The sequence below is a fragment of the Rhodococcus sp. H29-C3 genome (genome assembly GCF_030063405.1).
In the GTDB taxonomy this organism is placed as follows: Bacteria; Actinomycetota; Actinomycetes; order Mycobacteriales; family Mycobacteriaceae; genus Rhodococcoides.
Genome location: NZ_JASITC010000001.1, coordinates 25,267 through 50,331 on the forward strand (window position 1 = coordinate 25,267; position 25,065 = coordinate 50,331).

Annotated in this window: 20 protein-coding genes; 11 read left to right on the top strand and 9 right to left on the bottom strand. The window is 61.8% G+C overall.

Annotation, left to right across the window (positions count from 1 at the left end; all coding sequences use genetic code 11):
- Positions 1 to 3 precede the first annotated feature (3 nt).
- Complete coding sequence (locus QMK32_RS00085) at positions 4 to 378, top strand: VanZ family protein (RefSeq protein WP_283472264.1); 375 nt, start codon at positions 4 to 6, stop codon at positions 376 to 378.
- A 228-nt stretch (positions 379 to 606) separates the two neighbouring features.
- Positions 607 to 2,022 (top strand): stealth family protein, encoded by a 1,416-nt coding sequence (locus QMK32_RS00090; RefSeq protein WP_283473121.1) that lies wholly within the window; start codon positions 607 to 609, stop codon positions 2,020 to 2,022.
- Here QMK32_RS00090 and QMK32_RS00095 read toward each other — a convergent pair.
- The 3 genes from QMK32_RS00095 to QMK32_RS00105 form a co-directional block, all read right to left on the bottom strand.
- Complete coding sequence (locus tag QMK32_RS00095; RefSeq protein ID WP_269305303.1) at positions 2,019 to 2,927, bottom strand: phosphodiesterase; 909 nt, start codon at positions 2,925 to 2,927, stop codon at positions 2,019 to 2,021. The genes QMK32_RS00090 and QMK32_RS00095 overlap by 4 nt on opposite strands.
- A 185-nt stretch (positions 2,928 to 3,112) precedes the next feature.
- Entirely contained in the window at positions 3,113 to 4,210 is a 1,098-nt protein-coding gene (locus QMK32_RS00100) for an acyl-CoA dehydrogenase family protein (protein WP_283472265.1), read from the bottom strand.
- Between the two features lie 10 nt (positions 4,211 to 4,220).
- Entirely contained in the window at positions 4,221 to 5,396 is a 1,176-nt protein-coding gene (locus tag QMK32_RS00105; RefSeq protein ID WP_283472266.1) for an acyl-CoA dehydrogenase family protein, read from the bottom strand.
- Between the two features lie 75 nt (positions 5,397 to 5,471).
- Here QMK32_RS00105 and QMK32_RS00110 point away from each other — a divergent pair, with 75 nt between their 5' ends.
- The 4 genes from QMK32_RS00110 to QMK32_RS00125 are packed head-to-tail and all read left to right on the top strand — an operon-like array spanning position 5,472 to position 8,794.
- Complete coding sequence (locus QMK32_RS00110; protein ID WP_283472267.1) at positions 5,472 to 6,038, top strand: histidine phosphatase family protein; 567 nt, start codon at positions 5,472 to 5,474, stop codon at positions 6,036 to 6,038.
- A gap of 1 nt (position 6,039) precedes the next feature.
- Positions 6,040 to 6,522: a RidA family protein gene (locus QMK32_RS00115; protein ID WP_269305295.1), complete on the top strand. Its 483-nt coding sequence runs from the start codon at positions 6,040 to 6,042 to the stop codon at positions 6,520 to 6,522.
- Between the two features lie 41 nt (positions 6,523 to 6,563).
- Positions 6,564 to 8,051, top strand: coding sequence for an ABC transporter substrate-binding protein/permease (locus QMK32_RS00120; RefSeq protein ID WP_283472268.1), 1,488 nt, complete (start codon positions 6,564 to 6,566; stop codon positions 8,049 to 8,051).
- Complete coding sequence (locus QMK32_RS00125; RefSeq protein WP_283472269.1) at positions 8,048 to 8,794, top strand: amino acid ABC transporter ATP-binding protein; 747 nt, start codon at positions 8,048 to 8,050, stop codon at positions 8,792 to 8,794. The genes QMK32_RS00120 and QMK32_RS00125 overlap by 4 nt, the downstream gene beginning before the upstream one ends.
- 121 nt (positions 8,795 to 8,915) lie before the next feature.
- Here QMK32_RS00125 and QMK32_RS00130 read toward each other — a convergent pair whose 3' ends face one another.
- On the bottom strand, positions 8,916 to 10,736 hold the full coding sequence (locus tag QMK32_RS00130) for a DEAD/DEAH box helicase (protein WP_283472270.1): 1,821 nt from the start codon (positions 10,734 to 10,736) through the stop codon (positions 8,916 to 8,918).
- A gap of 301 nt (positions 10,737 to 11,037) precedes the next feature.
- On the opposite strand from QMK32_RS00130, the gene QMK32_RS00135 reads away from it, so the two are divergent.
- A complete protein-coding gene (locus QMK32_RS00135) occupies positions 11,038 to 12,825 on the top strand; it encodes an AMP-dependent synthetase/ligase (protein WP_283472271.1) in 1,788 nt (595 codons plus the stop codon).
- A 56-nt stretch (positions 12,826 to 12,881) separates the two neighbouring features.
- On the opposite strand, the gene QMK32_RS00140 is transcribed toward QMK32_RS00135, so the two are convergent.
- Positions 12,882 to 13,529 (bottom strand): alpha/beta hydrolase, encoded by a 648-nt coding sequence (locus QMK32_RS00140; protein ID WP_283472272.1) that lies wholly within the window; start codon positions 13,527 to 13,529, stop codon positions 12,882 to 12,884.
- A 56-nt stretch (positions 13,530 to 13,585) separates the two neighbouring features.
- On the opposite strand from QMK32_RS00140, the gene QMK32_RS00145 reads away from it, so the two are divergent.
- Positions 13,586 to 17,014, top strand: a complete 3,429-nt coding sequence (locus QMK32_RS00145) for a TM0106 family RecB-like putative nuclease (RefSeq protein ID WP_283472273.1) — start codon at positions 13,586 to 13,588, stop codon at positions 17,012 to 17,014.
- A gap of 27 nt (positions 17,015 to 17,041) precedes the next feature.
- Here QMK32_RS00145 and QMK32_RS00150 read toward each other — a convergent pair whose 3' ends face one another.
- Together QMK32_RS00150 and QMK32_RS00155 are read right to left on the bottom strand one after the other, a co-directional pair.
- Positions 17,042 to 18,316: a type III PLP-dependent enzyme domain-containing protein gene (locus QMK32_RS00150; RefSeq protein WP_283473123.1), complete on the bottom strand. Its 1,275-nt coding sequence runs from the start codon at positions 18,314 to 18,316 to the stop codon at positions 17,042 to 17,044.
- A gap of 142 nt (positions 18,317 to 18,458) precedes the next feature.
- Positions 18,459 to 19,100, bottom strand: a complete 642-nt coding sequence (locus QMK32_RS00155) for a TetR/AcrR family transcriptional regulator (protein ID WP_283472274.1) — start codon at positions 19,098 to 19,100, stop codon at positions 18,459 to 18,461.
- A gap of 77 nt (positions 19,101 to 19,177) precedes the next feature.
- On the opposite strand from QMK32_RS00155, the gene QMK32_RS00160 reads away from it, so the two are divergent.
- Positions 19,178 to 20,494, top strand: a complete 1,317-nt coding sequence (locus tag QMK32_RS00160) for a D-arabinono-1,4-lactone oxidase (protein ID WP_283472275.1) — start codon at positions 19,178 to 19,180, stop codon at positions 20,492 to 20,494.
- A gap of 50 nt (positions 20,495 to 20,544) precedes the next feature.
- Positions 20,545 to 22,044 (top strand): molybdopterin-dependent oxidoreductase, encoded by a 1,500-nt coding sequence (locus QMK32_RS00165; RefSeq protein WP_283472277.1) that lies wholly within the window; start codon positions 20,545 to 20,547, stop codon positions 22,042 to 22,044.
- Here QMK32_RS00165 and QMK32_RS00170 read toward each other — a convergent pair.
- Entirely contained in the window at positions 22,037 to 22,969 is a 933-nt protein-coding gene (locus QMK32_RS00170) for an adenosine deaminase (RefSeq protein WP_283472278.1), read from the bottom strand. The genes QMK32_RS00165 and QMK32_RS00170 overlap by 8 nt on opposite strands.
- Positions 22,970 to 22,979: 10 nt before the next feature.
- Positions 22,980 to 23,771: an enoyl-CoA hydratase/isomerase family protein gene (locus QMK32_RS00175; protein WP_283472279.1), complete on the bottom strand. Its 792-nt coding sequence runs from the start codon at positions 23,769 to 23,771 to the stop codon at positions 22,980 to 22,982.
- Positions 23,772 to 23,854: 83 nt separating this feature from the next.
- Here QMK32_RS00175 and QMK32_RS00180 point away from each other — a divergent pair, with 83 nt between their 5' ends.
- On the top strand, positions 23,855 to 25,000 hold the full coding sequence (locus tag QMK32_RS00180) for an acyl-CoA dehydrogenase family protein (RefSeq protein WP_283472280.1): 1,146 nt from the start codon (positions 23,855 to 23,857) through the stop codon (positions 24,998 to 25,000).
- The last annotated feature ends 65 nt before the right edge of the window (positions 25,001 to 25,065 follow it).

A 25,065-nucleotide genomic window follows, 5' to 3' on the forward strand; every position in this document is an offset into this window, starting at 1 on the left:
GCAATGTCCATGCCGCTCCGCCACTGTGCGCCTCTGCCGCTGCGCTACTACGTGCCACTGGCTCTCGCGCTGATCGCCGCGATAATCATTCTGTTCACCCCCGCGTCGGGAGTGCCCAGCGGATTCACCCACAGCGACAAGATCATTCACTTCACACTCTTCTTCGCACTCGCGTACACCTCACGAGTCGCAGCGGTGTCAGCGTCGCGGACCGTCCTGTGGACTACAACTTTCGCAATAGCGTCCGAGATCCTTCAGGCCGTCCTGCCGTTGGGCCGTAGCGGTTCCCTCCTCGATGCAGCATTCGATGTGGCAGGTGCGGCCGTGGGGGTGCTCGTTGCCACGCGCATAGTTCCGGTTCACTCCGCTATAGACTGACAGCACGCTCCGGGGGTTCTCGGCTCGCACGCCACTTCCGGAAGGGTCACCATTACCTCGACGTCCACGCCCCATGAGATATATCTGGTCGCACCCGAGCAAGACGCGCTCGACCCGGTGATCGGTGAATCGCCCGAGTCCGTCGCGCGTCTGACGGACCGAACAGATGTGGTTGCGTACGACGGAAGATTCGCTTTGTCGATCACGTCAACGACGCCCCACCAGGCGATGGTCTTCGATTTGCTGTTCATCCGCGCTGCCCTCGACAGTGCCCGCATCCGATACCTGCTGGTTCGCGGCAACGACAAGCGACCGGTCATCGCCATAGATGCTGCCGAGCGCGAACCACTGCGCGCGGCACTGGTCGAGGCGTGCATGCAAGAGCCGTTCTACTCCAAAACCGTGGACGTCAAGCGAGCCAAGACGGTGCTGGTGGCCGACGGATCACTTTCACCTGCCTCCGACGCCCGCATCTTTCGGCTTTATCGCCCCCGAATCGAACCGAACAGTGGCCTGCACTACGGCGCCTCGACGGCTGTTCAGATCGAACTGTGGGCGTTTTCGCCCCAGGAGATCGTGCTTCCCGTCGAGAACTCGCTGACTCGCCGCACCATTCGACGCGATGAAGCGGTGCGCGGAACCGTCGAGCGCTTCGGAAAGTCCTGGCCGACAATCGAAAACATGTTCGCCGACCACGCGTCGGACATCAATTTCGATATCGACATCGTGTTCTCCTGGGTCGACGGCTCCTCCGCCGAATTCCAAGCTCAACGCGCACGCCGCATGCAGAACTACATTGTCGGAGAGGGTGACTCGTCACCTGCACGATTTCGGCAGATCGACGAACTAAAGTATGCGCTTCGCTCGATCCACATGTACGCACCGTGGATTCGTCGCATCTTCGTCGCAACCGATTCCGATCGACCGGCCTGGCTCGCCGACGACCCGCGCGTGACGTTCGTGCCGAGCGAAACGTTCTTCGTCGACACTTCCGTTCTGCCGACCCACAATTCGCAAGCAGTCGAATCCCAGCTGCATCACATCCCGGGCCTGTCCGAGCATTTCCTCTACTCCAACGACGACATGTTCTTCGGACGCCCGGTCGGCCCGCAGATGTTCTTCTCACCCGGCGGCATCAGCATGTTCATCGAAGCCGGCACCCGAATCGGGTTGGGCTACAACGACGAAGATCGCAGCGGGTTCGAGAACGCCGCCCGGGTCAACCGTCGACTACTGCAGGACCGCTTCGGTCTGATGACCACCAGGCACCTGGAACACGCAGCTACGCCACTGCGCAAAAGCGTCATGCAAGAGATGGAGAACGAGTTCCCCGACGAGTTCGCTGCTACTGCTGCAAGCGTGTTCCGGGCCAGCACCAATATCTCGGTCACCAACTCGCTCTACCACTACTACGCGTTGATGAGCGGCCGGGCAGTGGTGCAGGCGAGCGCCAAGGTCACCTACATCGACACCACGTCGCATTCGGGGCTCCATTCCATGGAGAACCTTCTACCCAAACGCTCGATCGACTTCTTCTGCCTCAACGACGGCAGCTTTCCCGAGGTCGACCTGGAGGTGCGGACCCGCCGGGTCACCGAGTTCCTCGAACGGTACTTCCCCATCGTCGCGCCCTGGGAAAGCTAGATACTGCTGAACCTCGGCCGTCGCGCACTTTCGGCAATGGTCACCCCGGCCTCGTCCAGACGCCGTACGACCTCTTCTGCGGAGACGTATTCACCGACGGTCTCGTAGGTTCCGATGGGGACCACCGAGTGCACGACGTTGTCGTCGTAGAGGTGGACGAGGTTGTAGGCCTGCGCACCATCGCGGCCCCGGGTAGCGCCGGGTGGGACGTTGAGGTCCTGGGTGTAGCAGGTAGCGGACGCGACCGACACCGGAATCCCTGCGAACGTCGCTGAGGTCGAGTAGTGCAGGTGACCAGCCAGGATGGATCTGACGTCGCTCCCACGGAGGACATCTGCGAGTCGGCGCTGATCGAGCAACTCCACCAGCACCGCAAGATCCAACACCGCAGGCACCGGCGGGTGATGCATCGCCAGAATGGTGCCGAATTCGGCTTTCGTTTCGAGAATTCCTGCAAGCCAATCCAATTGGGCTTGCGTCACTTCACCGTAGTGGTGACCGGGAACCGTCGAATCCAACGTGATGATGCGAAGTCCGGCCACCTCGTGGACACGGTCGACCGTGCCGGTCGTCGGCGCCTGATCGAGTAACCGCGATCGGAAGGTCGCACGGTCGTCGTGATTTCCCATCGCCCAGATGATCCGGGCTCCGAGCGCCTCGGCAACCGGCTCGACCAGCGCCCGCAGGGTGTCGTAAGCACCCGGTTCACCTCGGTCGGTGAGATCGCCGGTAAAGACCAGTGCATCGGGCCGCACCCCGGACGTCTCGACATCAGCGAGGATGCGACGCAACGTGGCCGTGCTGTCCACTCCACCGTACAAATCACCGCCCTCGACAAGGTGCGTATCGCTCAGGTGCAGGAGGCAGTGATTCGGGCGTGGGTACTCCGCCGTCCGAGCCTTCATCGGTGTCTCGCTTCCGATCGGCCTTCTCGGTGGGCACACTGTTCGCATGCCCTCTGGTTCACAGTAGCCAAACCCTCCGAAGGGAACACTCGGGGTACGGAGAATTTACGGACAGCGAACAACCAGAGGCTCACCGCATAGGTGAGTGGGAATCCTTCCGACTCCCACTCACCTGTCGGACTCTGCTACTTCGACAGCACGCGCAGGTGCTCGTCGGCACCACCGAGCGTGTGCTCGATCGCGACGAGCCTGCTGACGTAATGTCCTACCGGATATTCGGCCGTGACACCGATGCCACCGTGCAGCTGAATCGCTTCTTGCCCCAGCTTGCGCGAGGACCGAGATATCTGCAGCTTCGAACGCGAAGCCACGAGCGGATCGACGACGTCGTCCGCGAGATTCATCGTCGCGTACAGCGCCATACTGCGCGCCAGTTCGAGCAAGACGTACATATCCGCTGCCCGGAACGTCAACGCCTGGAATTTGGCGAGCGGAACACCGAATTGCTTGCGCTGCTTCAGATAATCCGTCGTCAACCTCAGTGCCTCTTCCATGGCACCGATGGCTTCGGCGCACAGTGCAGCCTGCGCCTTCACCTCCGAAGCCACGATGGCCGTGCTCGCATCTCCGCCATCACCCAACGGCTCGGCCGCGACGTCGGTCAGCGTGATCTGTGCCGCCCGACCTCCGTCGTGAGTCTGGTAGGACTTGCGATCGAGCCCCGTCGCATCGCCGTCGACGAGAAAGAGGCCTATCCCGCCGCCTGGAAGCGTGGCACTGACCACCAGTACATCGGCGCTGCCGCCTGATGGGACCGGATTCTTCGTACCGGTGATGGACCACGAACCGCCGTCCTCGGTCGCTGAAGTGCTCACCGTGATGTTCGGCCAACGACTGCCGGTTTCGTTGTGTGCGAAGGCAAGCAAGGTGCTGCCTTCGGCTACGCCGGGCAAGACGCGTCGACGCTGATCGACACTTCCGACCTCGGAGATCAACCCGCCCGGCACGAGCACCGCATCGAGTATCGGCTCCGGGGCGAGGCGACGTCCGACCTCGGTCATGACGGCCATGATCTCCACCGGGCCGGCATCCATGCCGCCGTCGTCCTCGGAGAAGCTCAGTCCGAGTAGCCCGACTTCGGCGAGCTGCTTCCAAACATCGGCCGACCAACCAGGGTCGGCGGCAACGATCTTGTTTCGCTTTTCGGTGTCATACGCCCTCGACAGCACCTCACGAGTGGTGTCACGCAGGAGTTTCTGTTCTTCGTTCAGTTCGAAATCCATGTCCTGCCCCTCACAATCCGAGAATCGTCGATGCGATGATCTGCCGCTGCACTTCGTTGGATCCGCCGTAGATCGATACCTTGCGGTAGTTGAGGTACGTCGGAACCGAACGTTGCGCCCAACCGGGACTGTCGATGTCGTCGCCAGCCTCGTAAGGAAGCGAATCGGGTCCTGCGATATCCATCAACATCTCGGTCGCCGACTGCTGCAGCTCCGATCCGCGAAGCTTCAGAATCGACGACGCCGGATTCGGCTTACCGTCAGAAGATCCCGACACCATTCTCAGCTGTGTGAGTTCCAGTGCGAGAACTTCGTTTTCGAGCTCGGCGAACCGCGCCGCGAAGATCGGATCTTCGAGCAGGGTGCCGTCGGCAACGGCAGTGGCGGCCGCATGCTTCTTTGCCTGTTCCAGACGAACCTTCGTGTGTCCGACCCGGGTGACACCGGTGCGTTCGTTACCGAGCAGGAACTTCGCGTAGCTCCACCCCTGGTTCTCCTCACCCACAAGGTTCTCCGCCGGAACACGGACGTTTTCGAAGAACACCTCGTTGACCTCGACGCTGCCGTCGATCAACTTGATCGGGCGCACCGTGATGCCGGGCGTGTTCAAATCGATCAGCAGGAACGAGATCCCCGCCTGCTTCTTCGGCGCATCCGGGTTGGTCCGGACGAGAGCGAAGATCCAGTCGGCATACTGCCCGAGCGTCGTCCACGTCTTCTGGCCGTTGACGATGTAGTCGTCACCGTCACGCAAGGCAGTCGTTCGCAGCGATGCAAGGTCCGATCCAGCCTCGGGCTCGGAGAATCCCTGACACCACCAAATATCCAGATTCGCCGTCTTCGGAAGGAACTTCTCCTTCATCTCTTGCGAGCCGAAAGTAGCGATCACCGGTCCGACCATCGAGGCGTTGAATGCCAGTGGCTCGGGCACCGAGGCCAGCTGCATCTCGTCGAGCCAGATATGACGCTGAACCGGCGTCCAATCCCGACCGCCGAACTCTGCAGGCCAATGCGGAACAGCCAGACCGTTCGCATTGAGAATTTGCATCGTCGTCACCATGTCTTCACGGCTCAGCTCGATGCCCACCTTGCTCTTCTCGCGTATTTCCGCGGGAATCTCAGTGGTGAAGAAAGTCCGCATTTCGTCACGAAAAGCAGCTTCCTTCTCTGTCAGGGCAAGATTCATTTTGGTCCCTCCGGACTCGACCACGTTGTCTCTTTCGACCGTACTCTCCAGTAGCTGAGATACTCTCCGGACACTATGACTTTGCTGGCACTGGTTCGACATGGCGAAACCGACTGGAATCTGCACGGTCGCCTCCAAGGTTCCTCGGATATCCCACTCAACTCCACCGGCCGCGCGCAGGCCCGCGAAGCCGTGTACGAACTCGAGGGGCACACCTGGGACCTGTTGGTGAGTTCGCCGTTGTCGAGGGCTTCGGAGACAGCGGACATCATCGGATCGCATCTCGGAATCGAGCGCAGCGCCACCTATCCCGATCTCGCCGAACGACACTTCGGCGAGGCCGAGGGATTCACCGACTACGACGCATACTCACACTGGCCGGACGGACTGTATCCAGGGCTGGAACCGCGCGCCACCCTGATCGAGCGAGGAGTGCGCGCCGTCGACGAGATCGCGGAAACGTATCCGGAGTCCTCCGTGATCGCGGTCGCCCACGGCGGCATCATCCGAGCGATTCTCGGCGCCATCCGCGGCGTACCGTCGCCGCGCATCCTCAACGCCGGGGTGTCCACCCTCGTCCGCGACGAGACTGGATGGACTGTGCGCACGATCAACGGAATTCCAGCACGGAGGTATCACTGAGATGCACATCGAACGCAAGTTGGAAGAACTGGGATTCGTCCTTCCCGCCGAGGCCCACGCGCCGCCGGGATTCCAATTCTCCTTCGAATGGGTTCGTGTACGAGGCAACCGGGTGTACGTCACGGGTCACTCACCGCAACGGGCGGACGGCTCGATGGCAGGCCCCTTCGGCGCAGTGCCGTCGCACATCTCCCTCGACGAGGCCACTGACGCGGCACGAGACACAGCCCTGGCGATACTCGCCAGCGTGCAACGCGCTATCGGGGACCTCGATCGAATCAGTGCCTGGCTCACCGTCTCGGGAATGGTCAACGCCGATCACGGGTTCACCCAGACGACGACAGTCATCAACGGCTTCTCCGATCTGATCCTGCAAGTGTTCGGCCCCGAAGTCGGAGCCCATGCGCGCAGTGCCATCGGAACGGCAGCACTACCGATGAACAACGCCGTGGTGATATCCGCGGAAATAGAGATCGACGGGTAGGTTTCCTCTACCGAACGAGATGACGGAAGGCCTTCCTCGAAGTGCATCGCAAAGTGCTCGCTCTGCTGGCCGTGCTGGTCGCACTGATGTCCGTTGCCGGTTGTGGATCCGCCACCGGACCACTGATCGATACGGTCAAGGACAACGGCGTTCTCGTCGTCGGTACCGAAGGTACCTACAGCCCGTTCAGCTTTCAGGGCGCGAACGGACAACTCACCGGATACGACATCGACGTGGTCGATGCAGTCGCGGGCGAACTCGGCGTCCGCGTCGAGTACGTACAGACCCCGTTCGACTCGATCTTCGCTGGACTCCAATCCGGGCGCTTCGACCTGATCGCCAATCAGGTCACGATCAACCCCGATCGACAGAACGCATACGACCTGTCCAAGCCGTACACGGTCTCCGAGGGCGAAATCCTCGACTCGGCGACCAGCACAGCGATCACCTCGGTCGCAGACCTCGCAGGCAAAACGACGGCACAATCGTCGACCAGCAACTGGGCTCAGGTCGCCGCAGACGCAGGCGCGAACGTAGAAGCCGTCGAAGGGTTCGTGCAGGCAGTCACTCTAGTCAAAGACGGGCGTGTCGACGCCACCGTCAACGACAGCCTCGCCATCGCCGAGTATTTGAAGCAGACCGGCGACACCGGCGTCAAAGTGGCGGCACAGACCGGAGACACCAGCTACCAGGCATTCGCAGCCCGCAAAGACAGCGGCCTGATGGACGAAATCGACAATGCGATCGACACGTTGCAGGCGGACGGAACGCTCGATCGGATCTCCACCACGTACTTCGGTTCTGCCGTCGCCGCACCGACCGCAGATACCCAGGTGCCGACGTCGGACGCCTCGGATGTCGAACCGCAATCCAAACTCGATCTGATCCTCGACAATCTGTGGCCGATGTTGAAGGCAACGCTGACGATGACCATCCCGCTGACGGCCATCAGCTTCGTCATCGGGCTCGTCATCGCCCTCGCAGTTGCATTGGCTCGCATCTCGTCGAGAAAGGCATTGTCTGCGGCAGCTCGCTTCTACGTCTCGATCGTTCGAGGCACGCCGCTACTGCTGCAGTTGTTCATCGTCTTCTACGCGCTGCCGCAGTTCGGAGTGGTGATCGACCCGTTCCCCGCTGCGGTGGTCGCGTTCAGCTTGAACGTCGGCGGCTATGCAGCAGAGGTCATCAGAGCAGCCATCCTCAGCGTGCCGAAGGGACAATGGGAAGCCTCGCAGACCATCGGCATGGGCTACCGCACGACGCTGCAGCGCATCATTCTTCCCCAGGCATTACGTACCGCCGTGCCGCCGCTGTCGAACACGTTGATTTCACTCGTCAAGGACACCTCGCTGGCATCGACCATCCTGGTGACCGAATTGCTCCGCGTCGCGCAATTGGCGGCCGCACCGACGTTCGACTTCTTCGCTCTCTACAGCGTCGCCGCTCTGTACTACTGGGTGATCTGCATGATTCTTTCGTTCTTCCAAGGAAAACTCGAAGTCCGACTCGACAGGTATGTGGCGAAATGACCGACCTTCTCGACGTCAAGGCACTCAAGAAGTCGTTCGGCAAGATCGACGTGTTGTGCGACGTCTCCTTCTCCGTGCCGGCGGGGAGCGTCACCGTGATCATCGGGCCGTCCGGATCCGGTAAGACGACGGTGCTCAGATCGTTGAATGCACTCGACCCCGCCGACTCCGGGTCGATCCGGATCGGTGACGTTTCGGTGGATTTCGCAACCCCAGTGTCCGCAGCAGACCTTCGACTCCTCCGAGCGCAGAGCGGAATGGTCTTCCAGAGCCACAATCTGTTCCCCCACAAAACCGTCCTGCAGAACATCATCGAAGGTCCGGTGATCGTCCAGAAACGTCCGAAAGACGAAGCGATCGCCGATGCCCACACTCTGCTCGAGCAAGTCGGCCTCGAGGCCAAAGCCGATCAATACCCGTTCCAGCTGTCCGGCGGCCAGCAACAACGCGTCGGAATAGCCCGGGCCTTGGCGCTTCGACCGAAGCTCATGCTGTTCGACGAGCCGACCTCCGCCCTCGATCCCGAACTTGTCGGCGAAGTACTCGCTGTCATCAGGAGTCTTGCAGCTCAGGGGTGGACGATGGTGATCGTCACCCACGAAATCCGCTTCGCCCAGCAGGTCGCCGATCAAGTTCTCTTCATCGAGGACGGCATCGTTCTCGAGCGCGGAACACCAGAGGAAGTACTGGTCAATCCGACCGAGCCGCGAACCAGGCAGTTCCTACAGCGGATCATGGGCTGACGAAGGCGGGTCCGCCCAATAGAAACACCGCCCAAGAGAAACACCGCCCACCTCCGCTGGGCACCGTCTGAAACAGGGTGCGACGCGGAGGCAGACGGTGTCTGTCTACTTACCTGCTTCTTCAGCGCCTGGGCTTGCCCTTGAACTTGCCGCCTCCGCCACTGCGACCGGGAGGCCCGGAGTCGGGTGTCAGCTGAATCAGCACCCCACTGATCCGAGTACGACGCAACGCTTCGACCGTCTCGTCGGCCAGGTCCGCAGGCAGCTCCACCAGCGAGTGGTCCGGTCTGATGCTGATGTGCCCGAAATCGCTGCGGCGTAGTCCGCCCTCGTTCGCGATAGCTCCGACGATGGCACCCGGCGCGACGTGGTGACGCTTGCCGACGCTGATCCGATACGTCGCCATCTCCTGACCGGTCTTGCGGTGATGCGAATCGGCCGCGTCTGCGTCGAACGAACGCGGAGGCCTCGGCTCGCGTGGCTCCCGGGGTGCGCGCGGCGGGGCGGGTGGCTCAGGCTTCAGCAGGAACGCCTCACCGTCGCGGGACTGCACGGCGAGTGCTGCCGCGATATCCGCGAGCGGGACGTCGTGCGCCTGCACGTAATCTTCGACGAGTCGGCGGAACAGCGCGAGATTCTCGCTCTCGAGGCTCTCGGTGATCGAGTCCCCGAACTTGGTGACGCGTTGCGCGTTGACGTCGTCGACACTCGGTAACTGCATCTCGGTGATCGGCTGACGCGTCGCACGCTCGATCGCTTTGAGCAGGTGACGCTCCCGTGGCGCTACGAACAGCAATGCCTGACCGGCTCGGCCCGCTCGTCCGGTACGACCGATGCGGTGCACGTACGACTCGGTGTCATGCGGAATGTCGTAGTTGATGACGTGCGAAATGCGATCGACGTCGAGACCACGAGCCGCGACGTCGGTGGCAACGAGAATGTCGATTTGGCCGTTCTTGAGCTGACCGATGGTCCGCTCACGCTGAGCCTGCACGATGTCACCGTTGATCGCGGCCGCGGAGAATCCCCGTGCGCGAAGCTTCTCGGCGAGCTCCTCGGTGGCCTGTTTGGTTCGGACGAACATGATCATCGCTTCGAATTCTTCGACTTCGAAGATCCGTGTCAGTGCTTCCAGCTTGCGCTGATGTGCGACCTGTACGTAGCGCTGCGTGATGTTCGGTGCCGTCGACGTCTTCGTCTTGACGGTGATCTCGACAGGATCGTGCAAGTACTGCTTGGAAATCTTGCGGATGGCAGCAGGCATCGTTGCCGAGAAGAGAGCCACCTGCTTGTATTCGGGAGTATCCGAGAGAATTCGCTCGACATCCTCCTGGAAACCCATCTTGAGCATCTCGTCGGCCTCGTCGAGGACAAGATACTCGAGGCCGGAGAGGTCGAGAGTGCCCTTCTCCAGGTGATCGATGACGCGACCGGGGGTACCCACGATGATCTGCGCACCCTTGCGCAGACCCGACAGCTGAATGCCGTATGCCTGACCGCCGTAGATAGGCAGGATGTGCAGGCCGGGGATGTGCGAGGCGTACTTGCCGAACGCCTCGGCCACCTGCAGCGCGAGCTCACGCGTCGGTGCCAACACCAACGCCTGCGGAACACGCCGTGATACGTCGAGCCGCGAGAGGATCGGCACCGCGAACGCCGCGGTCTTGCCGGTGCCGGTCTGAGCCAATCCGACGACATCGTTGCCCGCCATCAGGGGCGGAATAGTGGCCGCCTGAATGGGCGAGGGGGTCTCGTATCCCACGTCCCGAAGGGCCTGCAGGACGCGCTCCTCGATTCCGAGGTCGGCGAAAGTAAGCTGCGGAGCTTCTTCGGACGCAGCGTCCGGGGCGGGGGTCGAGTCGGTGGGCGCCGGTGCCGACCTATTCGAAATTGCTTCGTCACTCGTCACGGCGGCATCCTGATTCGGCTCTGTTGTGCTCATATGTCACCCAGTTTAGTCCCTGCGACCGACCCAATGGACCGAGTGCCGAGAATTCGTGGTTGCGCACCCACCGGCCGGAGGGGTTGTCGTCCCCCGATCCGACCGCTGCGATATCGGGGGCCGATAAAGAGAAGAGCCTCGAACCTCCGTGCGACAACGGTTAAGGTCCACCCAGAGTTACACCGAAACTCGGAAGATCTGACCGAAAGTTCGCAATCCGGACATCCCATCGGTAGTGCAAGTCGGCCAAGAGTGTGATGAAATGCACATCTATCACGTCATTTTCCCGGAGGGGTCCCCAGTGCGAGAATATTCTGTACCCGCGTCATTCACCATTCCCGACGACGCGTCCATGGCCGATTCGGTGTTCCGGTACGAAAAGGAGTCCCCGAACCTCGTACCGTTCGTGAGGATGCAGAACGGTTCTTGGACCGACGTCACCGCAGCTCAGTTCGCCAAGGAAGTGTCTGCAGTCGCCAAGGGGCTCATTGCCTCCGGAGTCGAACTGGGCGATCGCATCGCCATCCTGTCCGCAACTCGTTACGAGTGGGTTCTCCTCGACTACGCAATCTGGACCGCAGGCGGGTGCACGGTCGCAATCTACGAGACATCCTCACCCGATCAGGCTCAGTGGATCCTCGAAGATTCCGCTACCAAGATCCTGTTCATCGAATCCCAGGCACATGCCGAGGCGTTGAAAGAGGTCACCGAGGGTGCCGCCGACCTGCGCGAGGTACTGCAGATCGACGGCGGCGCCGTCGAAGAACTGACCAAGCGCGGCGCAGCGGTCACCGATGAAGAACTGCACACCCGTCGCAAGCAGGTAGTGGCATCCTCGCCGGCGACGTTGATCTACACCTCCGGCACCACCGGCCGTCCCAAGGGCGTTCAGCTGACGCACTCCAACTTCTACGCCGAGGTGGAGGCCGTGAAGCTGGCGCTGGGCGATTCGATGAAGGAGGGCAACCGAACACTCATGTTTTTGCCGATGGCGCACGTGTTCGCGCGGGCGATCTCCTTCGGCTCGTTCGAGTCCAAGGTGACCGTCGGTCATACAGCCGACGTAACAACCCTCGTCGACCAGTTCGCCGTATTCCAGCCGGATTTCATCCTGTCGGTACCACGCGTATTCGAGAAGGTCTACAACTCCGCCAAGCAGAAGGCGCACGACGGCGGTAAGGGCGGAATCTTCGACAAGGCCGCCGCGACCGCGATCGAGTGGAGCGAGGCCAAGGAAAAGGGCGGTGCCGGTCTCGTCCTCAATCTCAAGCACGCACTGTTCGACAAGCTCGTCTACTCCAAGTTGCGTGCGGCCCTCGGCGGCAAATGTGTGCGAGCTGTCTCGGGCGGCGGACCCCTCGGCGCACGTCTCGGTCACTTCTTCCGCGGCATCGGCGTCCCCGTGTACGAGGGCTACGGCCTCACCGAGACCAGCGCGGCGGTCACCGTCAACACAACGCCGGAGCAGCGCGTGGGCACGGTCGGCAAGCCGATCAACGGTCACGCGGTCAAGGTCGCCGAGGACGGCGAACTACTCCTCAAAGGACCAGTCGTCTTCAGCGGCTACTGGCACAACGACAAAGCCACCGCCGAGTCCATCGTCGACGGGTGGTTCCACACCGGGGACCTCGCCTCCATCGATCAGGACGGTTATGTCTCCATCACCGGCCGCAAGAAGGAAATCATCGTCACTGCGGGCGGCAAGAACGTTGCACCCGCGGTACTCGAGGACGCACTGCGCGCGCATGCACTCATCAGTCAAACCCTCGTCGTCGGTGACGCCAAGCCCTTCATCGGCGCGCTGATCACCCTCGATCCCGAGGCACTGCCCGGCTGGAAGCAACGCCACGGACTGTCCGAGACCGTTGTCTTCGCGGAACTGTCGACCCACGTCGATCTCGTTGCCGAGATCGACAAGGCCGTCGCCGAAGCAAACAAGAAGGTCTCCAAGCCCGAGCAGATCAAGAAGTACAAGATCCTCGAGCACGACTTCACGGTGGAAACCGGAGAGTTGACACCGACGCTCAAGCTCAAGCGGAACATCATCCACCAGGAGCGCAGCTCGGTCATCGAGTCGATCTACAGCTGACTTACCCGTGTGACGTGCATGTCTGCTGTTCGGGCATGCACGTCACACCTTTGTGTCTATACACCTTTATGTCTATACACCTTTATGTCGATACACCCGAGCATGAACTCGGCAGCATCGAGCGAGACGGTCCGGTGGATCTTCTCGTGCAACAGATCATGACCGGCGTTCTCGTACTCCTTCAGCTGAGCACCCGGTACCGATGGAATCCACGTGCGGACAGCGTCTATCGACGCCATCCGGTCGTCCATGCCGTGCAGCGCCAGCAGTGGCACAGTCGAACTGCGTAGATCAGCGACGGCTGCACCGACAACCGACTTCGGGGTCGCACACAACACCGCCGAGGTGAATCGGCTCGAATCCTTGTCGAGAGCAGCAATCGCGGTTGCCGCGCCCAACGAATGCCCCATCAGGGCCAGCGGGATGCCGTCCCGCTCGGACTGCGCGATCGCTGCGAGCTGAAGGGCGTTGTCGGCAAGACCTTCGATCTGCGACGCATCGGACAGCTCGCCCTCGGTGAGCCCGTGGCCGACGTGGTCGATGGCCCATACATCGATGTCGCGACCGTTCATTACCCGCGCGAACCGATGGTAGTGGCCGCTGTTCTGTCCCAACCCGTGGAGGAACACCACGATGAGACGGGGGTGTGCCGTCGTCCATGATCGGTAATGAACGGCACCGGTGGCTCCCTCGAAAAACGGCATTGGACCATCTTGCCTGTTTCGCTTCCGTGTCGGTGCATTCCCCTACAGTTATGCGCGTGTTCCTCTTGGACGATCAGGTAATTTACAGCGCCAGCGATCTCGCGGCGGCCGCGTCCTGCGAGTTCGGTCTGCTACGAAAACTCGACGGCTTGAACGGGCTCGTGCCGCGTATTGCCGCCGAACCCGACCCGATGCTGGAGCGAACATCAGCACTCGGCCTGGCACACGAGCGCACGCAGTTGGCAAGGTTCGAAGAACAGTTCCCGGGCGGAGTGCTGACGATGGAAAGGCCCGGCCGCACCCGGCAAGAACTCGCCGACGCCGACTGGTCGACGTTCACAGCGTTGACCTCCCGCACCCCAGTGCTCTATCAGGCAACCTTCTTCGACGGCCGATTCCTCGGATTCTGCGACTTCCTGGTTGCCGACGGGGACCGCTACGGCGTCTACGACACCAAATTGTCTCGTCATGCAAAGGTTCCTGCACTACTTCAGTTGGCGGCGTACGCAGACTCACTGCAGCGCGGTGGAATTTTGCCGTCCGATCACGTGCATCTGATGCTCGGCGACGGCAGCACTTCGAGCCACACCCTCACCGAAATACTCGCCGTCTATCGGCAGGCCCGCGAGAACCTCCAACGCATACTCGACGAACATCAGGCGGAGGGGACCGCCGTCGGGTGGGCAGATCCGAAATATTCCGCGTGCGGCCGGTGCGATACCTGCTCGGTGCAGGTCGAGGAACACCGAGACCTGATTCTTGTTGCGGGTATGCGCAGTTCGGCGCGTGAGCGACTGATCGACGCAGGCATCTCGACGATCGAAGAGCTTGCGGCCTCGGCCGATCCAGTGGACGGCATGTCGGACAGAACATCGACAAGTCTGCGGGCACAGGCCGCACTGCAGGTGCGTCAGGAGCGCACCGGCGCCGCCGAATTCGACATCTTCGACGCTCAGGGTCTCGGTTCGATCCCAGAACCGGACCCCGGTGACATCTTCTTCGACTTCGAAGGCGACCCGCTCTGGGCCGATCCAGCACATCCGAATGACTGGGGTCTGGAGTACCTCTTCGGTGTTCTGAACACGGATTTGTCGTTCGAGCCGTTCTGGGCACACGATCGCAACCAGGAACGTCAGGCTCTGATCGATTTTCTCGCCTACGTCACGGCCCGACGCGTCGAGTACCCGAACATGCACGTCTACCACTACGCCCCGTACGAGAAGACAGCGCTACTTCGGCTGGCCGGCCGGTACGGCGTCGGCGAGGATGTCGTCGACGACCTGCTGCGGCACGAGGTCCTCGTGGATCTGTATCCGATCGTCCGCAAGTCGGTCCGCATCGGTGCCAGGTCCTACAGCATCAAGAAGCTCGAACCGCTGTACATGCCCGAGGACAGATCGGGAGACGTCACGAATGCGGCGGCATCGATCGTCGAGTACGCACACTGGTGCGAGTTCCGCGATGCAGGCGAGGATACAGCGGCGGCGGAACTGCTGAACGAGATCGCCGAGTACAACCGGACGGACTGTGTCTCGACGATCGAGCTCCGAAATTGGCTTCTCGCCAGGGCATTCGACGCCGGGGTAACCCCCCGCAAGCCGAGCGAACCGGTCGTCGAAAGGGAAGACACTGCAACCCCACTCGAAATCTCACTCGGCCAGTACGCAGGCCTGCCCTGGAATCGAACGCCTGCTCAGCAGGCTGTTGCCATGTACGCGGGCGCCGTCGGCTTCCACCGACGCGAACGCAAGCCTTTCTGGTGGGCACACTTCGACCGACTGACCGACCCTGTCGACGAGTGGGCCGACGCCGCCGACGTCATGAAGATCGATCACGTGGAGGTTCTCCACGATTGGATGAAAACCGCGCCACGCCAACGAGTTCTACGTAGAAAACTGAAACTCGTCGGTGAACTGTCCAATGGCCTCATCGGCGGAGTGGGCCATACGGTCAGATTGCTGTACGACAATCCGTCACCCGAGGGGTTGGACAAGCTGCACCCGATCCATCGTGGTTCGTCCATGGCGAAGATCGTCGACGTCGGGTTCGACGGCACCCGAGATGCCGTCATCGTCGAGGAATCGCTGCGAGCGGGCACCGAGCCGTATTTCGACCCTCCGATCGCGACAGCTCCGGACCGACCCGTACCCACCGCAAGCCTCGAGACCGCGATCGAGACCGCCGCCACCGAGGTCGACGACACGCTTCCCAATCTGCCACTGACCGCCGTAGCAGACCTGATGACTCTGTCGCCACCTCGAACCACATCGGGCAATTCGCTTCCACCCGTAGACGGCAACGACTATGCCTCGGCCATCACTGCAGCGCTTCTCGACCTCGACCACTCGTACCTTGCAGTTCAAGGCCCGCCCGGAACCGGAAAAACCTACACCGCGTCCAGGGTGATAGCCCACCTTGTGCGCGAGCATCATTGGCGCATCGGAGTTGTCGGACAATCACACATGGTGGTCGACAATCTCCTCGCCACCGTCGTTCAGGCAGGAGTCGATGCCCGGTCCGTCGGCAAGAAAGCACCGACCGACCAGACCGTGCTGAAGGAAACCGAGTACCCCGGCTTCGTCGCCGACGCAGATCGCGGCTGCGTCATCGGCGGGACGGCGTGGGACTTCTCGCATTCCACCCGTGTAGTGCCTGGGTCGCTCGATCTCCTCGTGATCGACGAGGCCGGCCAATTCTCACTTGCCAATACCATCGCCGTCGCCGGTGCAGCTCGAAATCTGTTGCTGCTGGGCGATCCGCAACAACTACCCCAGGTAAGCCAGGGGACCCACCCCGAACCCGTCGACCGATCGGCGCTCGGCTGGCTCGCTGCCGGACACGGCGCCCTTCCTGCCGATCGCGGTTACTTCCTGGCCACCACGTGGCGTATGCACCCCGCGCTGTGCGCGCCGGTGTCGGCACTAGCGTACGAGGGGCGCCTCGAGTCGAACCGCGAGGTGACCGAGGCAAGAAACCTCGACGGACTCGCCCCCGGCCTGCACACCGTCCTCGTCGATCATGACGGGAACTCGACGGGCTCGCCGGAAGAAGCTGCTGAGATCATCACTCGCATTCAGGGACTGATCGGCAGCGAGTGGACGGACCCTGGCTCGTTCGAGGGGACCCGAGCGCTCGCTGCATCCGACTTTCTCGTTGTCGCCGCATACAACGCGCAGGTCGCTGTCATCCTCGCCCATCTCGCAGAGGTCGGCCTCGACGAGGTTCTGGTGGGAACCGTCGACAAAATTCAGGGCCGTCAGGCTCCGGTGGTCCTCGTCTCGATGGCGGCCTCCTCCGTCGACGACGTCCCCCGCGGAATGGGATTTCTGCTCTCACGCAACAGACTGAACGTGGCAATCTCGCGTGGCCAGTGGGCCGCATTTCTCATCCGGTCCCGCAGCCTCACTCAGCACCTCCCCACAACCCCCGACGGGCTCGTCACATTGGGAACCTTCATGGCACTGAGCAACCGCGGGCAGGCGTAACAGCGGGCAGGGCAATAGCGGGCGTGACTAGCCGAAGTTCTTCGACTCTCCTCGGTAGGTCGGAACCGCCGTCCGTCCACCGTCTGCGTCGATGACGTACAGCGTGTCGAACCGCTCGCACACTTCACCTGCCTTGGCGTGACGGAACCAAATTCGGTCACCGATCGCGACCGATTCGGCACCACGCAGCGGCGTCTGAACCTCTCCTGCACCTTCGTTTCGGATCAGCTTCAATCCGCCGCGTGTCACACCGCGCACCGCGTTCGAGAACCCAACGGGCAACGGCACTCTCGTAGCCGACACCGGACCCGAGGCGATGTACCCGCCGCCGAAAGCCGTCGCGATCGACGCGGTGGGCTTGCGGAGAACCGGCAACGCGAAATACAAGGCCGGATTCGACGGAAAAGCCTTGTAGCGGTCGAACAGAGCGGGCAGGAAAAGCCCCGATCCGGCGGAGACCTCGGTGACGACGGGGTCCGCAGAGGTCACCTCGAGTGAACCGGTGCCACCACCATTGACGATTTCCAATGGCCCGACAACGTCGGTCACTGCGCTGACCACTGCCTGGCGCCGCACCAGAAGCTCCGATGCCGATAGTCGCTTGATCAGCTCGACAGCCGGGTTCGAGTCCGGCAACCCCGCGATCTGGGCTTCGTAGAACATCACTCCGACGACGTGGAAGCCTCGTGCCTGCGCGATGCGTGCGAATTCGGCGACCTGCGCCGGCTCACGTAGCGGCGAACGCCTCACCCCGATATGGGCGGGACCGATCCGCAGCGAAGCATCGACATCGATACAGATGCGTGGGGCGAGTCGATCGGAACCTGCTGCGGCCCGAATGATGTCGAGATGTGCGACGTCGTCGACCATGAGGGTGATACGTGCAGACATCACCGGATCACGGGTGATCGCGGCGAGTGATTGGGTATCGACGCTCGGATATCCCATGAGGATGTCCTCGACGCCATCGGTTCCGTGCTGATCACCGGTGCCTGCGAGCCACAGCGCTTCCGCCGTCGAGTACGCCATGATTCCCTGAAACCCTTGCCCGGGAGCCGCATTCGACCCAGCCGTGGATTCGGCAACCCGATCCCTTCCGAGGACTCGGCCGAGTATCGCTCGCGATCGCACCGACTTGCTGGCGACCCGAACCGGTAGTGCATTGCTGCGCCGTATCAACTCGGACGCGTTGAAGTCCAATGCAACCGAGTCCACGGCAGCGAAAGGTGGTTCCAGGTCCTTGGTGGCCGAAGCGATACGGTCGAGGGCCGCGTCAGGTGTGGCCTTATCGCGTGTGGCCAAGTCATGGGTGATCCGACCGAGAAGTGACGTCACTGAGCCTGGCTTCCTTTCGTCTACTCGCTACTGCCTGATGGATACCGTCCGATCGATACTGCAGGGGCGTTCAGTCAAGCATCAGGAGCACTGTATGTCCCAGCGACCGTCACAGATCGGCGGCCTTGGCTGCTATCAGACCGGATAGGTCATCGAGCTGCGCGATGACTGCTATCTCGTCTCGGTCCACCAACCAACGCAGGACCATACCGTCGACGACGGCCATGCCGAACCGTGCCACCGCGTCGGGTGGCTCCAGCCATCGGATACCGGTATGAGCGGCGCAGCGCTCGAAGAAGTCCAGGGCTTCGGTGTCGCGGATGCGGTACTGACCGGTGGCGATCTGGGCTGCCTGTTGCGAACCGAGTGCGCGGTGGCGCAAGAGGTACGTCTTGATCTCGTAGGACAGCAGTTGCCGGTCCGCGGACTGCTCGATGAACGGCCACATACCGCTCAGGCCGCTGTGCACCAGTTCGCGAAGTCCGCGGACACCGGTGAGTTCGCGTGCATTCACCGCTCGTTCGAATGCACCGTGCAACGCCCCGGTCACATCGGTGAGCAACCGTTCCCCCATGGCAATGACGAGCGCTTCTTTCGATTCGAAGCAGTAATAGACAGCGGCCTGGGTGACGCCCGCTTCATCGGCGACACCGCGAACGGTCAAGCCCTCGATGCCGACGTGCTCGGCTCGTTGCACCGCAGATACCACCAAGTGCGCACGGCGCGAATCTGCCGACAACTGGGTCTGCATGCCCACGATAGTAGGCCCAGACAGAGCGATACGTCGGAAAAATTGACCGTGTCGGACGTGCGATCCATAGTTATGCCATGACGGGGCATACATGGAAGAATTGGGCAGGGAATCAGACCGCACATCCGGCGGACTACCTCACGCCGCGAACGATCGACGAGCTCAGGTCGGTGGTCCTGCGGGCGGCCGAGAGTGGCCTTCGCGTCAAATGCGTCGGTGCCGGCCATTCTTTCAGCTCGATTGCCGTGACCGATGGAGTGCAGGTCAGTCTCGACATGCTGTACGGAATCGAATCTGTTGTCCCCGAAGCCGATGGCTCCACCTCGGTGACCGTGCTCGCCGGCACACGATTGAGGGAGCTGACGGCTCGTCTGTGGGACCTCGGATTGGCGATGACCAATCTCGGCGACATCGACTCTCAATCCGTGGCGGGAGCAATCTCGACGGGTACCCACGGTACCGGCGCACGGTTCGGTGGCATCGCCACACAGGTTCGCGCGCTCGAGATTCTCACCGCCGACGGGCAGCTGATCAACTGTTCGGCGACCTTCGATACAGACCTCTTCGACGCTGCCCGTGTCGGGCTCGGTGCGCTCGGCATCATCACGAAGGTGACGTTGACCTGCGAGCCCGCCTTTGCGCTGCACGCCGTCGAGGCACCCGCGACGCTCGACGGAACGCTTGCGCACCTGGACGAGACCGTCTCCGGCGTCGACCACTTCGAGTTCTATTGGTTTCCGCACACCGATCGGGTGCTGACCAAGCGAAACACGCGGCTACCGGCAGACACGCCACTGTCCCCACTCGGATCGGTGAGGGCATACATCGACGACGAGTTGTTGTCCAACACGGTCTTCGAGGTCGTCAATCGAGCAGTGACCAGGTTCCCCCGTGCGACTCCGCGCGTCAACAAGTTCTCTGCGCGGGCACTGTCTTCTCGCGAGTTCACCGACCGTAGCTATCGCGTATTCGCGTCCTCTCGCACCGTCAGGTTCCGCGAAATGGAGTATGCGATACCGGCAGAATCGACGACCTATGTGTTGCGCGAAATCAATCGATGGCTGGAGTCTTCTACCGTCACGGTCGCGTTTCCCGTAGAGGTCCGGTTCGCAGCGGGGGACGACATCTGGCTCTCGACAGCCTACGGCCGAGACACCGCCTACATCGCCGTCCATCAGTATCACCGCATGGACCACCGCGAATACTTCGACGCGGTCGAAGCGATTGCGCGCAGCGTCGGCGGCAGGCCGCACTGGGGAAAGCTGAACTCGCTTCGGACCGAAGAGTTCGCCGGAACGTACGAGCACTTCGACGACTTCTGCGACATCCGTGACAAGTTCGATCCGGACAGGTTGTTCGACAACGAGTACCTTCAGCAGCGGTTACGCAAGTAGACCCAGACCGGAATCCAAGGCCCGGCGAGAGCACCGCTTATCGTGGAGTGATGTTGAAGCGTGCACTATCTGGTCTCCTCGCGGCAGGAGTGATTCTCGGCGTCGGCGAACTCGTCTCGGTTCCCTTCGGGCCGAACTCCTCTCCGTTCTATGCCGTGGGCTCGGCGGTGGTCGACAACACCCCCGAAGCAGTCCGCGAATGGGCGATCGATACCTTCGGCACCTCGGACAAAACGGCGCTCTTCGTCGGCATGTCGCTGATCATCGCCGCGCTCGCAGCCGTCGCGGGCATGATGCGCGCTCCACGCGGCGCCGTGCTGTTCGCTGGACTCGGCGCCGTCGGGGTGATTGCAGCGCTGACTCGCAGCGGAAGCACCCTGCTCGACGCTATCCCGACCGTCGCGGGAGTCGCCGTCGGGATCGTGGTGCTGAACGCGCTGATCCGTGCCGCCGAAGCACCCGAACCGGCACAAGGCATGAGCAGGCGGAGTTTCCTCGGCCTTGCCGTTGCTGCGGGGGCTGTCGCAGTAGTTGCCGGAACCGCCGGACGGATGATCGGTCAAGCCCGTAGCGTCACGGCCAACCGCCTCGCATTTCTGCTTCCGACCCCGAAACCACAGGCCCCGATCCCGCCCGGCGCCGATCTGAACACGACGATGAACATCGACGGCCTGGCCTCATACATCACCCCGAACGAGGACTTCTACCGAATCGACACCGCACTGGTGCTACCGCAAGTGCCATCGGACACCTGGAAACTCCGTATCCACGGCATGGTTGAACGAGAACTCGAGATCACCTTCGAGGATCTGATGCAACGCGAAGCCGTCGAAAAGACCGTGACCCTGACCTGCGTCTCCAACGTCGTCGGCGGCGAACTGGTCGGTAATGCCACCTGGATCGGTTACCCGCTGAAAGATCTTCTCGAAGAAGCCGGGATCCAAGACGGCGCTGACATGGTTCTCTCGTCGAGCCACGACGCGTTCACCGCAGGAACCCCACTGGAGGTGCTGCTCGACGGACGCGATGCCCTGCTCGCAGTCGGTATGAACGGCCAACCACTACCCGTCCGCCATGGCTATCCAGCCAGACTGGTGGTGCCCGGACTCTACGGCTACGTCTCCGCCACCAAATGGGTCACCGACCTCGAGGTGACCCGATTCGACAAGGTCACCGCATACTGGACCGATCGAGGATGGGGCGAACTCGGACCGATCAAAACCGCCTCACGCATCGACACGCCTCGCTCCGGCGGAACCGTCCCGGCAGGAAAGACCATGATCGCCGGCGTCGCCTGGCATCAGCACCTCGGAATTTCCGGGGTCGACGTCCAGATCGACGAAGGCAACTGGATGCCCGCGACACTGTCCGAGGAATATTCGAAAGACACCTGGCGGCAATGGGTCCTCGAATGGGACGCGCCACCGGGCAATCACATCATTCGTGCACGAGCCAGCGACGCGAACGGTGACATCCAAACCTCCATGACCGCCGACACCGTGCCCGACGGCGCAACCGGATACCCGCAGATTTCGGTGTCCGTCAGCTGAACGACGCGCGAATCGAGTTGTCGTACAAAATCTCTCGCTCGCGTTCGGTCAGACCGACCTGGTCGGTCAGGGCAGCGAAGTTGTCGTCTACATAGCCGCCGAAGTAAGCCGGATCATCCGAATTCACGGTGACCACGAGTCCCCGCTCGATCATCTGACGAATCGGATGATCGGCAAGCGTATCGACGACCTTGAGCCGAACATTCGAAAACGGACAGACAGTCAATGGAATTTCTTCTTCGACAAGACGATTCACCAACGCCTCGTCTTCCAGGCAGCGGACCCCATGATCGATACGTTCGGCACCCAGCAAATCCAGCGCTTGCCAGATGTACTCGGCCGGGCCTTCCTCCCCCGCATGAGCAACCACATGCAAGCCTTCCGCCCGCGCACGCGCGAACACATCCACGAACAACGAAGGCGGAAAACCCACCTCCGCCGAATCGAGACCGAGGCCGATGATCGGCGCCTTCATCGCCAGCAAATCCTCGAGCAACTTGTTGGCATGCAGAACCGGCTTGTCCCGCAGAATCGACGCAATCAAACCGCTCGTGACACCGAACTCCCGCTCGCTCGACGCCGCAGCATCGGCCAAACCCTCCACCACCGCCTCCAACGCAACACCCCTACCGGTGTGTGCCTGAGGATCGAAAAAGACCTCCGCATGCGTGATGCCCGCAACCTTGGCACGCGCAAAATACGCCCGCGCCAGATCGGCAAAATCCTCCGCAGTACGCAACACCGAAGTATTCGCATAATAAAGATCGAGAAACGACTGCAGATCCGTGAACTCGTACAACCCACGCAACTCGTCGATATCCGCATACGGCAACCGAATACCGTTACGCTCCGCGAACTGGAAAATCTGACCAGGCTCCAACGAACCCTCGATGTGCATGTGCAATTCAGCGAGAGGCAAACTCATCCGCCCCACACTACTTGCCCGAATAAATCGCCTTACCAGGACCGTTCTCCAGAAAACTCTTCACCGCACCGCGTAGATCATCCGACTCGAACAACGCCCCCGACGCCTCGGACGTGATCTCGTCAGCATGCGCGACACCACCCGAACGCCACGCTGCCACAATCTTTTTCGTGGCAGCGTGAGCCACCGTCGGCCCGGCGGCCAACCGCTCGACCAGGGAACGAGCAGCCGCGTCGACATCGGGGTGGACGGCGTTGACGACGCCCCACTCGCGCATCGTCTCGGCATCGTACAGATCTCCGGTCATGACGAGCTCGCGAGCGCGACCCGAACCCGCCCGTTCGGCCAAGCGCTGCGGGCCGCCCATCGACGGAGTCAGCCCGACGACGGTTTCGACGAGGCCGAATCTTGCCTTCGGTCCGGCGAGAATGATGTCGCAGGCGAGGGAAATCTCGAATGCAGCGGTCAGGGTCAGACCGTGAGCGGCGTAGACGACCGGACACGGGAGTGCCTCGAGCGGGTGGGCGATGTCAGCGAAAAGCTGACGCCACATCTCTGCACCCTGCTGCGCGGTGAGGCCCTCGAAGACCTTCACATCCACCCCTGCGGAATTGACCTTGCCCGCCGCGCGCAGCAGCACCGCGCGCGGCGGGCGTGCTGTCAGATCAGCTACATCAGCGGCGACGGCGTCGAACATCGCCTGATCGAACAGATTGAGCGGTCCGTGATCGAAAGTCAGGACGGCAACCTCGGCGCCGGCGTCGGTGGAGTATCGAACTAGCGAAGTGGGGTGGTCAGCCATGTGGTTCAGCGTGCCACATCGCGACACGAGCGGAAGTTACCAACGGGTACATTTTCCAAGAGAGCCCTTACTTGGAGGAATACATGAAGCGCAGTTTGTTCGACGCGGACCACGACGCGTTCCGCGAATCGGTCCGCGAGTTCGTCACCCGCACCATCACCCCGCGTGAAGAGAAGCTGATCGAACAGCGCTTCATCGACCGCGACATCTGGCTCGAAGCCGGCCGAAACGGGTTCCTGGGACTCGAGGTTCCAGAAGAATACGGTGGTAGCGGCGCCGAGGACTACCGCTTCAACGCCGTCCTCGGTGAGGAGCTCTCCCGCTCGAGCGCGGCAGTGGCGTCGTGCTTCGGAATTCACGTCGACATCGTTGCACCGTATTTGGTCAAACTGACGACCGAGGAGCAGAAGCAGCGGTGGCTTCCGAAGTTCTGCACCGGCGAGTTGCTCACCGCGATCGCGATGACCGAACCTTCCGGAGGCTCCGACCTCGCCGCGTTGAAGACCACCGCAGTCAGGGACGGCGACGACTTCATCATCAACGGATCCAAGACGTTCATCACCAACGGGAACAGCGCCGATCTTGTCATCGTCGCCACCCGCACCACGCCTGAAAAAAAGGCGAAGGGCATCACCTTGTTCGCCGTCGAGAAGGACGCGGTGGGATTTTCCCGGGGACGCAAGCTCGACAAGGTGGGCCAGCCAGAGTCCGACACCGCCGAACTTTTCTTCGAAAATGTTCGCGTGCCCGTGAGCAACATGATCGGCGAATTCGACGGAGGGTTCATCCATATGATGCAGCTGCTCCCCCAGGAGCGCATCAGCTGCTCGGTTGCCAATCTTGGGCACACACGGCCGATCCTCGAAGAGACACTGCAGTACGCCAAGGACCGCAAGGCCTTCGGCCAGCAGATCGGTTCGCTTCAGTGGAACAAGTTTCTCCTCGCCGAGCTGACCACGAAACTCGATGTGGCGCAGGCATTTATCGACAACTGCATCGTCGCTCACGGTGCCGGTGAGCTCACCGCCATCGATGCTGCGAAAGCAAAGTGGTGGAGTTCGCAGGTGCAGAACGAGATCCTCGATCACTGCGTGCAGTTGCACGGCGGCTACGGGTTCATGAACGAATACCGAGCGGCTCGCGCATGGAAGGACGCACGTGTCACCAAGATCTGGGCCGGATCGAACGAGATCATGAAGGAACTGATCGGGCGCGATCTCGGGTTGTAGCGCACGCGAGTGGGAGTACGTCCTGATGGGACGCACTCCCACTCACCTGAAGTAAAGCCGCACAG

Excerpts from the sequence above, each read along its gene's own strand:
- QMK32_RS00085 (WP_283472264.1), top strand. The coding sequence starts at position 4 with ATGTCCATGCCGCTCCGCCACTGTGCGCCTCTGCCGCTGCGCTACTAC.
- QMK32_RS00090 (WP_283473121.1), top strand. The coding sequence starts at position 607 with ATGGTCTTCGATTTGCTGTTCATCCGCGCTGCCCTCGACAGTGCCCGC.
- QMK32_RS00095 (WP_269305303.1), bottom strand. The coding sequence starts at position 2,927 with ATGAAGGCTCGGACGGCGGAGTACCCACGCCCGAATCACTGCCTCCTG.
- QMK32_RS00100 (WP_283472265.1), bottom strand. The coding sequence starts at position 4,210 with ATGGATTTCGAACTGAACGAAGAACAGAAACTCCTGCGTGACACCACT.
- QMK32_RS00105 (WP_283472266.1), bottom strand. The coding sequence starts at position 5,396 with ATGAATCTTGCCCTGACAGAGAAGGAAGCTGCTTTTCGTGACGAAATG.
- QMK32_RS00110 (WP_283472267.1), top strand. The coding sequence starts at position 5,472 with ATGACTTTGCTGGCACTGGTTCGACATGGCGAAACCGACTGGAATCTG.
- QMK32_RS00115 (WP_269305295.1), top strand. The coding sequence starts at position 6,040 with ATGCACATCGAACGCAAGTTGGAAGAACTGGGATTCGTCCTTCCCGCC.
- QMK32_RS00125 (WP_283472269.1), top strand. The coding sequence starts at position 8,048 with ATGACCGACCTTCTCGACGTCAAGGCACTCAAGAAGTCGTTCGGCAAG.
- QMK32_RS00130 (WP_283472270.1), bottom strand. The coding sequence starts at position 10,736 with ATGAGCACAACAGAGCCGAATCAGGATGCCGCCGTGACGAGTGACGAA.
- QMK32_RS00140 (WP_283472272.1), bottom strand. The coding sequence starts at position 13,529 with ATGCCGTTTTTCGAGGGAGCCACCGGTGCCGTTCATTACCGATCATGG.
- QMK32_RS00155 (WP_283472274.1), bottom strand. The coding sequence starts at position 19,100 with ATGCAGACCCAGTTGTCGGCAGATTCGCGCCGTGCGCACTTGGTGGTA.
- QMK32_RS00160 (WP_283472275.1), top strand. The coding sequence starts at position 19,178 with ATGACGGGGCATACATGGAAGAATTGGGCAGGGAATCAGACCGCACAT.
- QMK32_RS00165 (WP_283472277.1), top strand. The coding sequence starts at position 20,545 with ATGTTGAAGCGTGCACTATCTGGTCTCCTCGCGGCAGGAGTGATTCTC.
- QMK32_RS00170 (WP_283472278.1), bottom strand. The coding sequence starts at position 22,969 with ATGAGTTTGCCTCTCGCTGAATTGCACATGCACATCGAGGGTTCGTTG.
- QMK32_RS00175 (WP_283472279.1), bottom strand. The coding sequence starts at position 23,771 with ATGGCTGACCACCCCACTTCGCTAGTTCGATACTCCACCGACGCCGGC.
- QMK32_RS00180 (WP_283472280.1), top strand. The coding sequence starts at position 23,855 with ATGAAGCGCAGTTTGTTCGACGCGGACCACGACGCGTTCCGCGAATCG.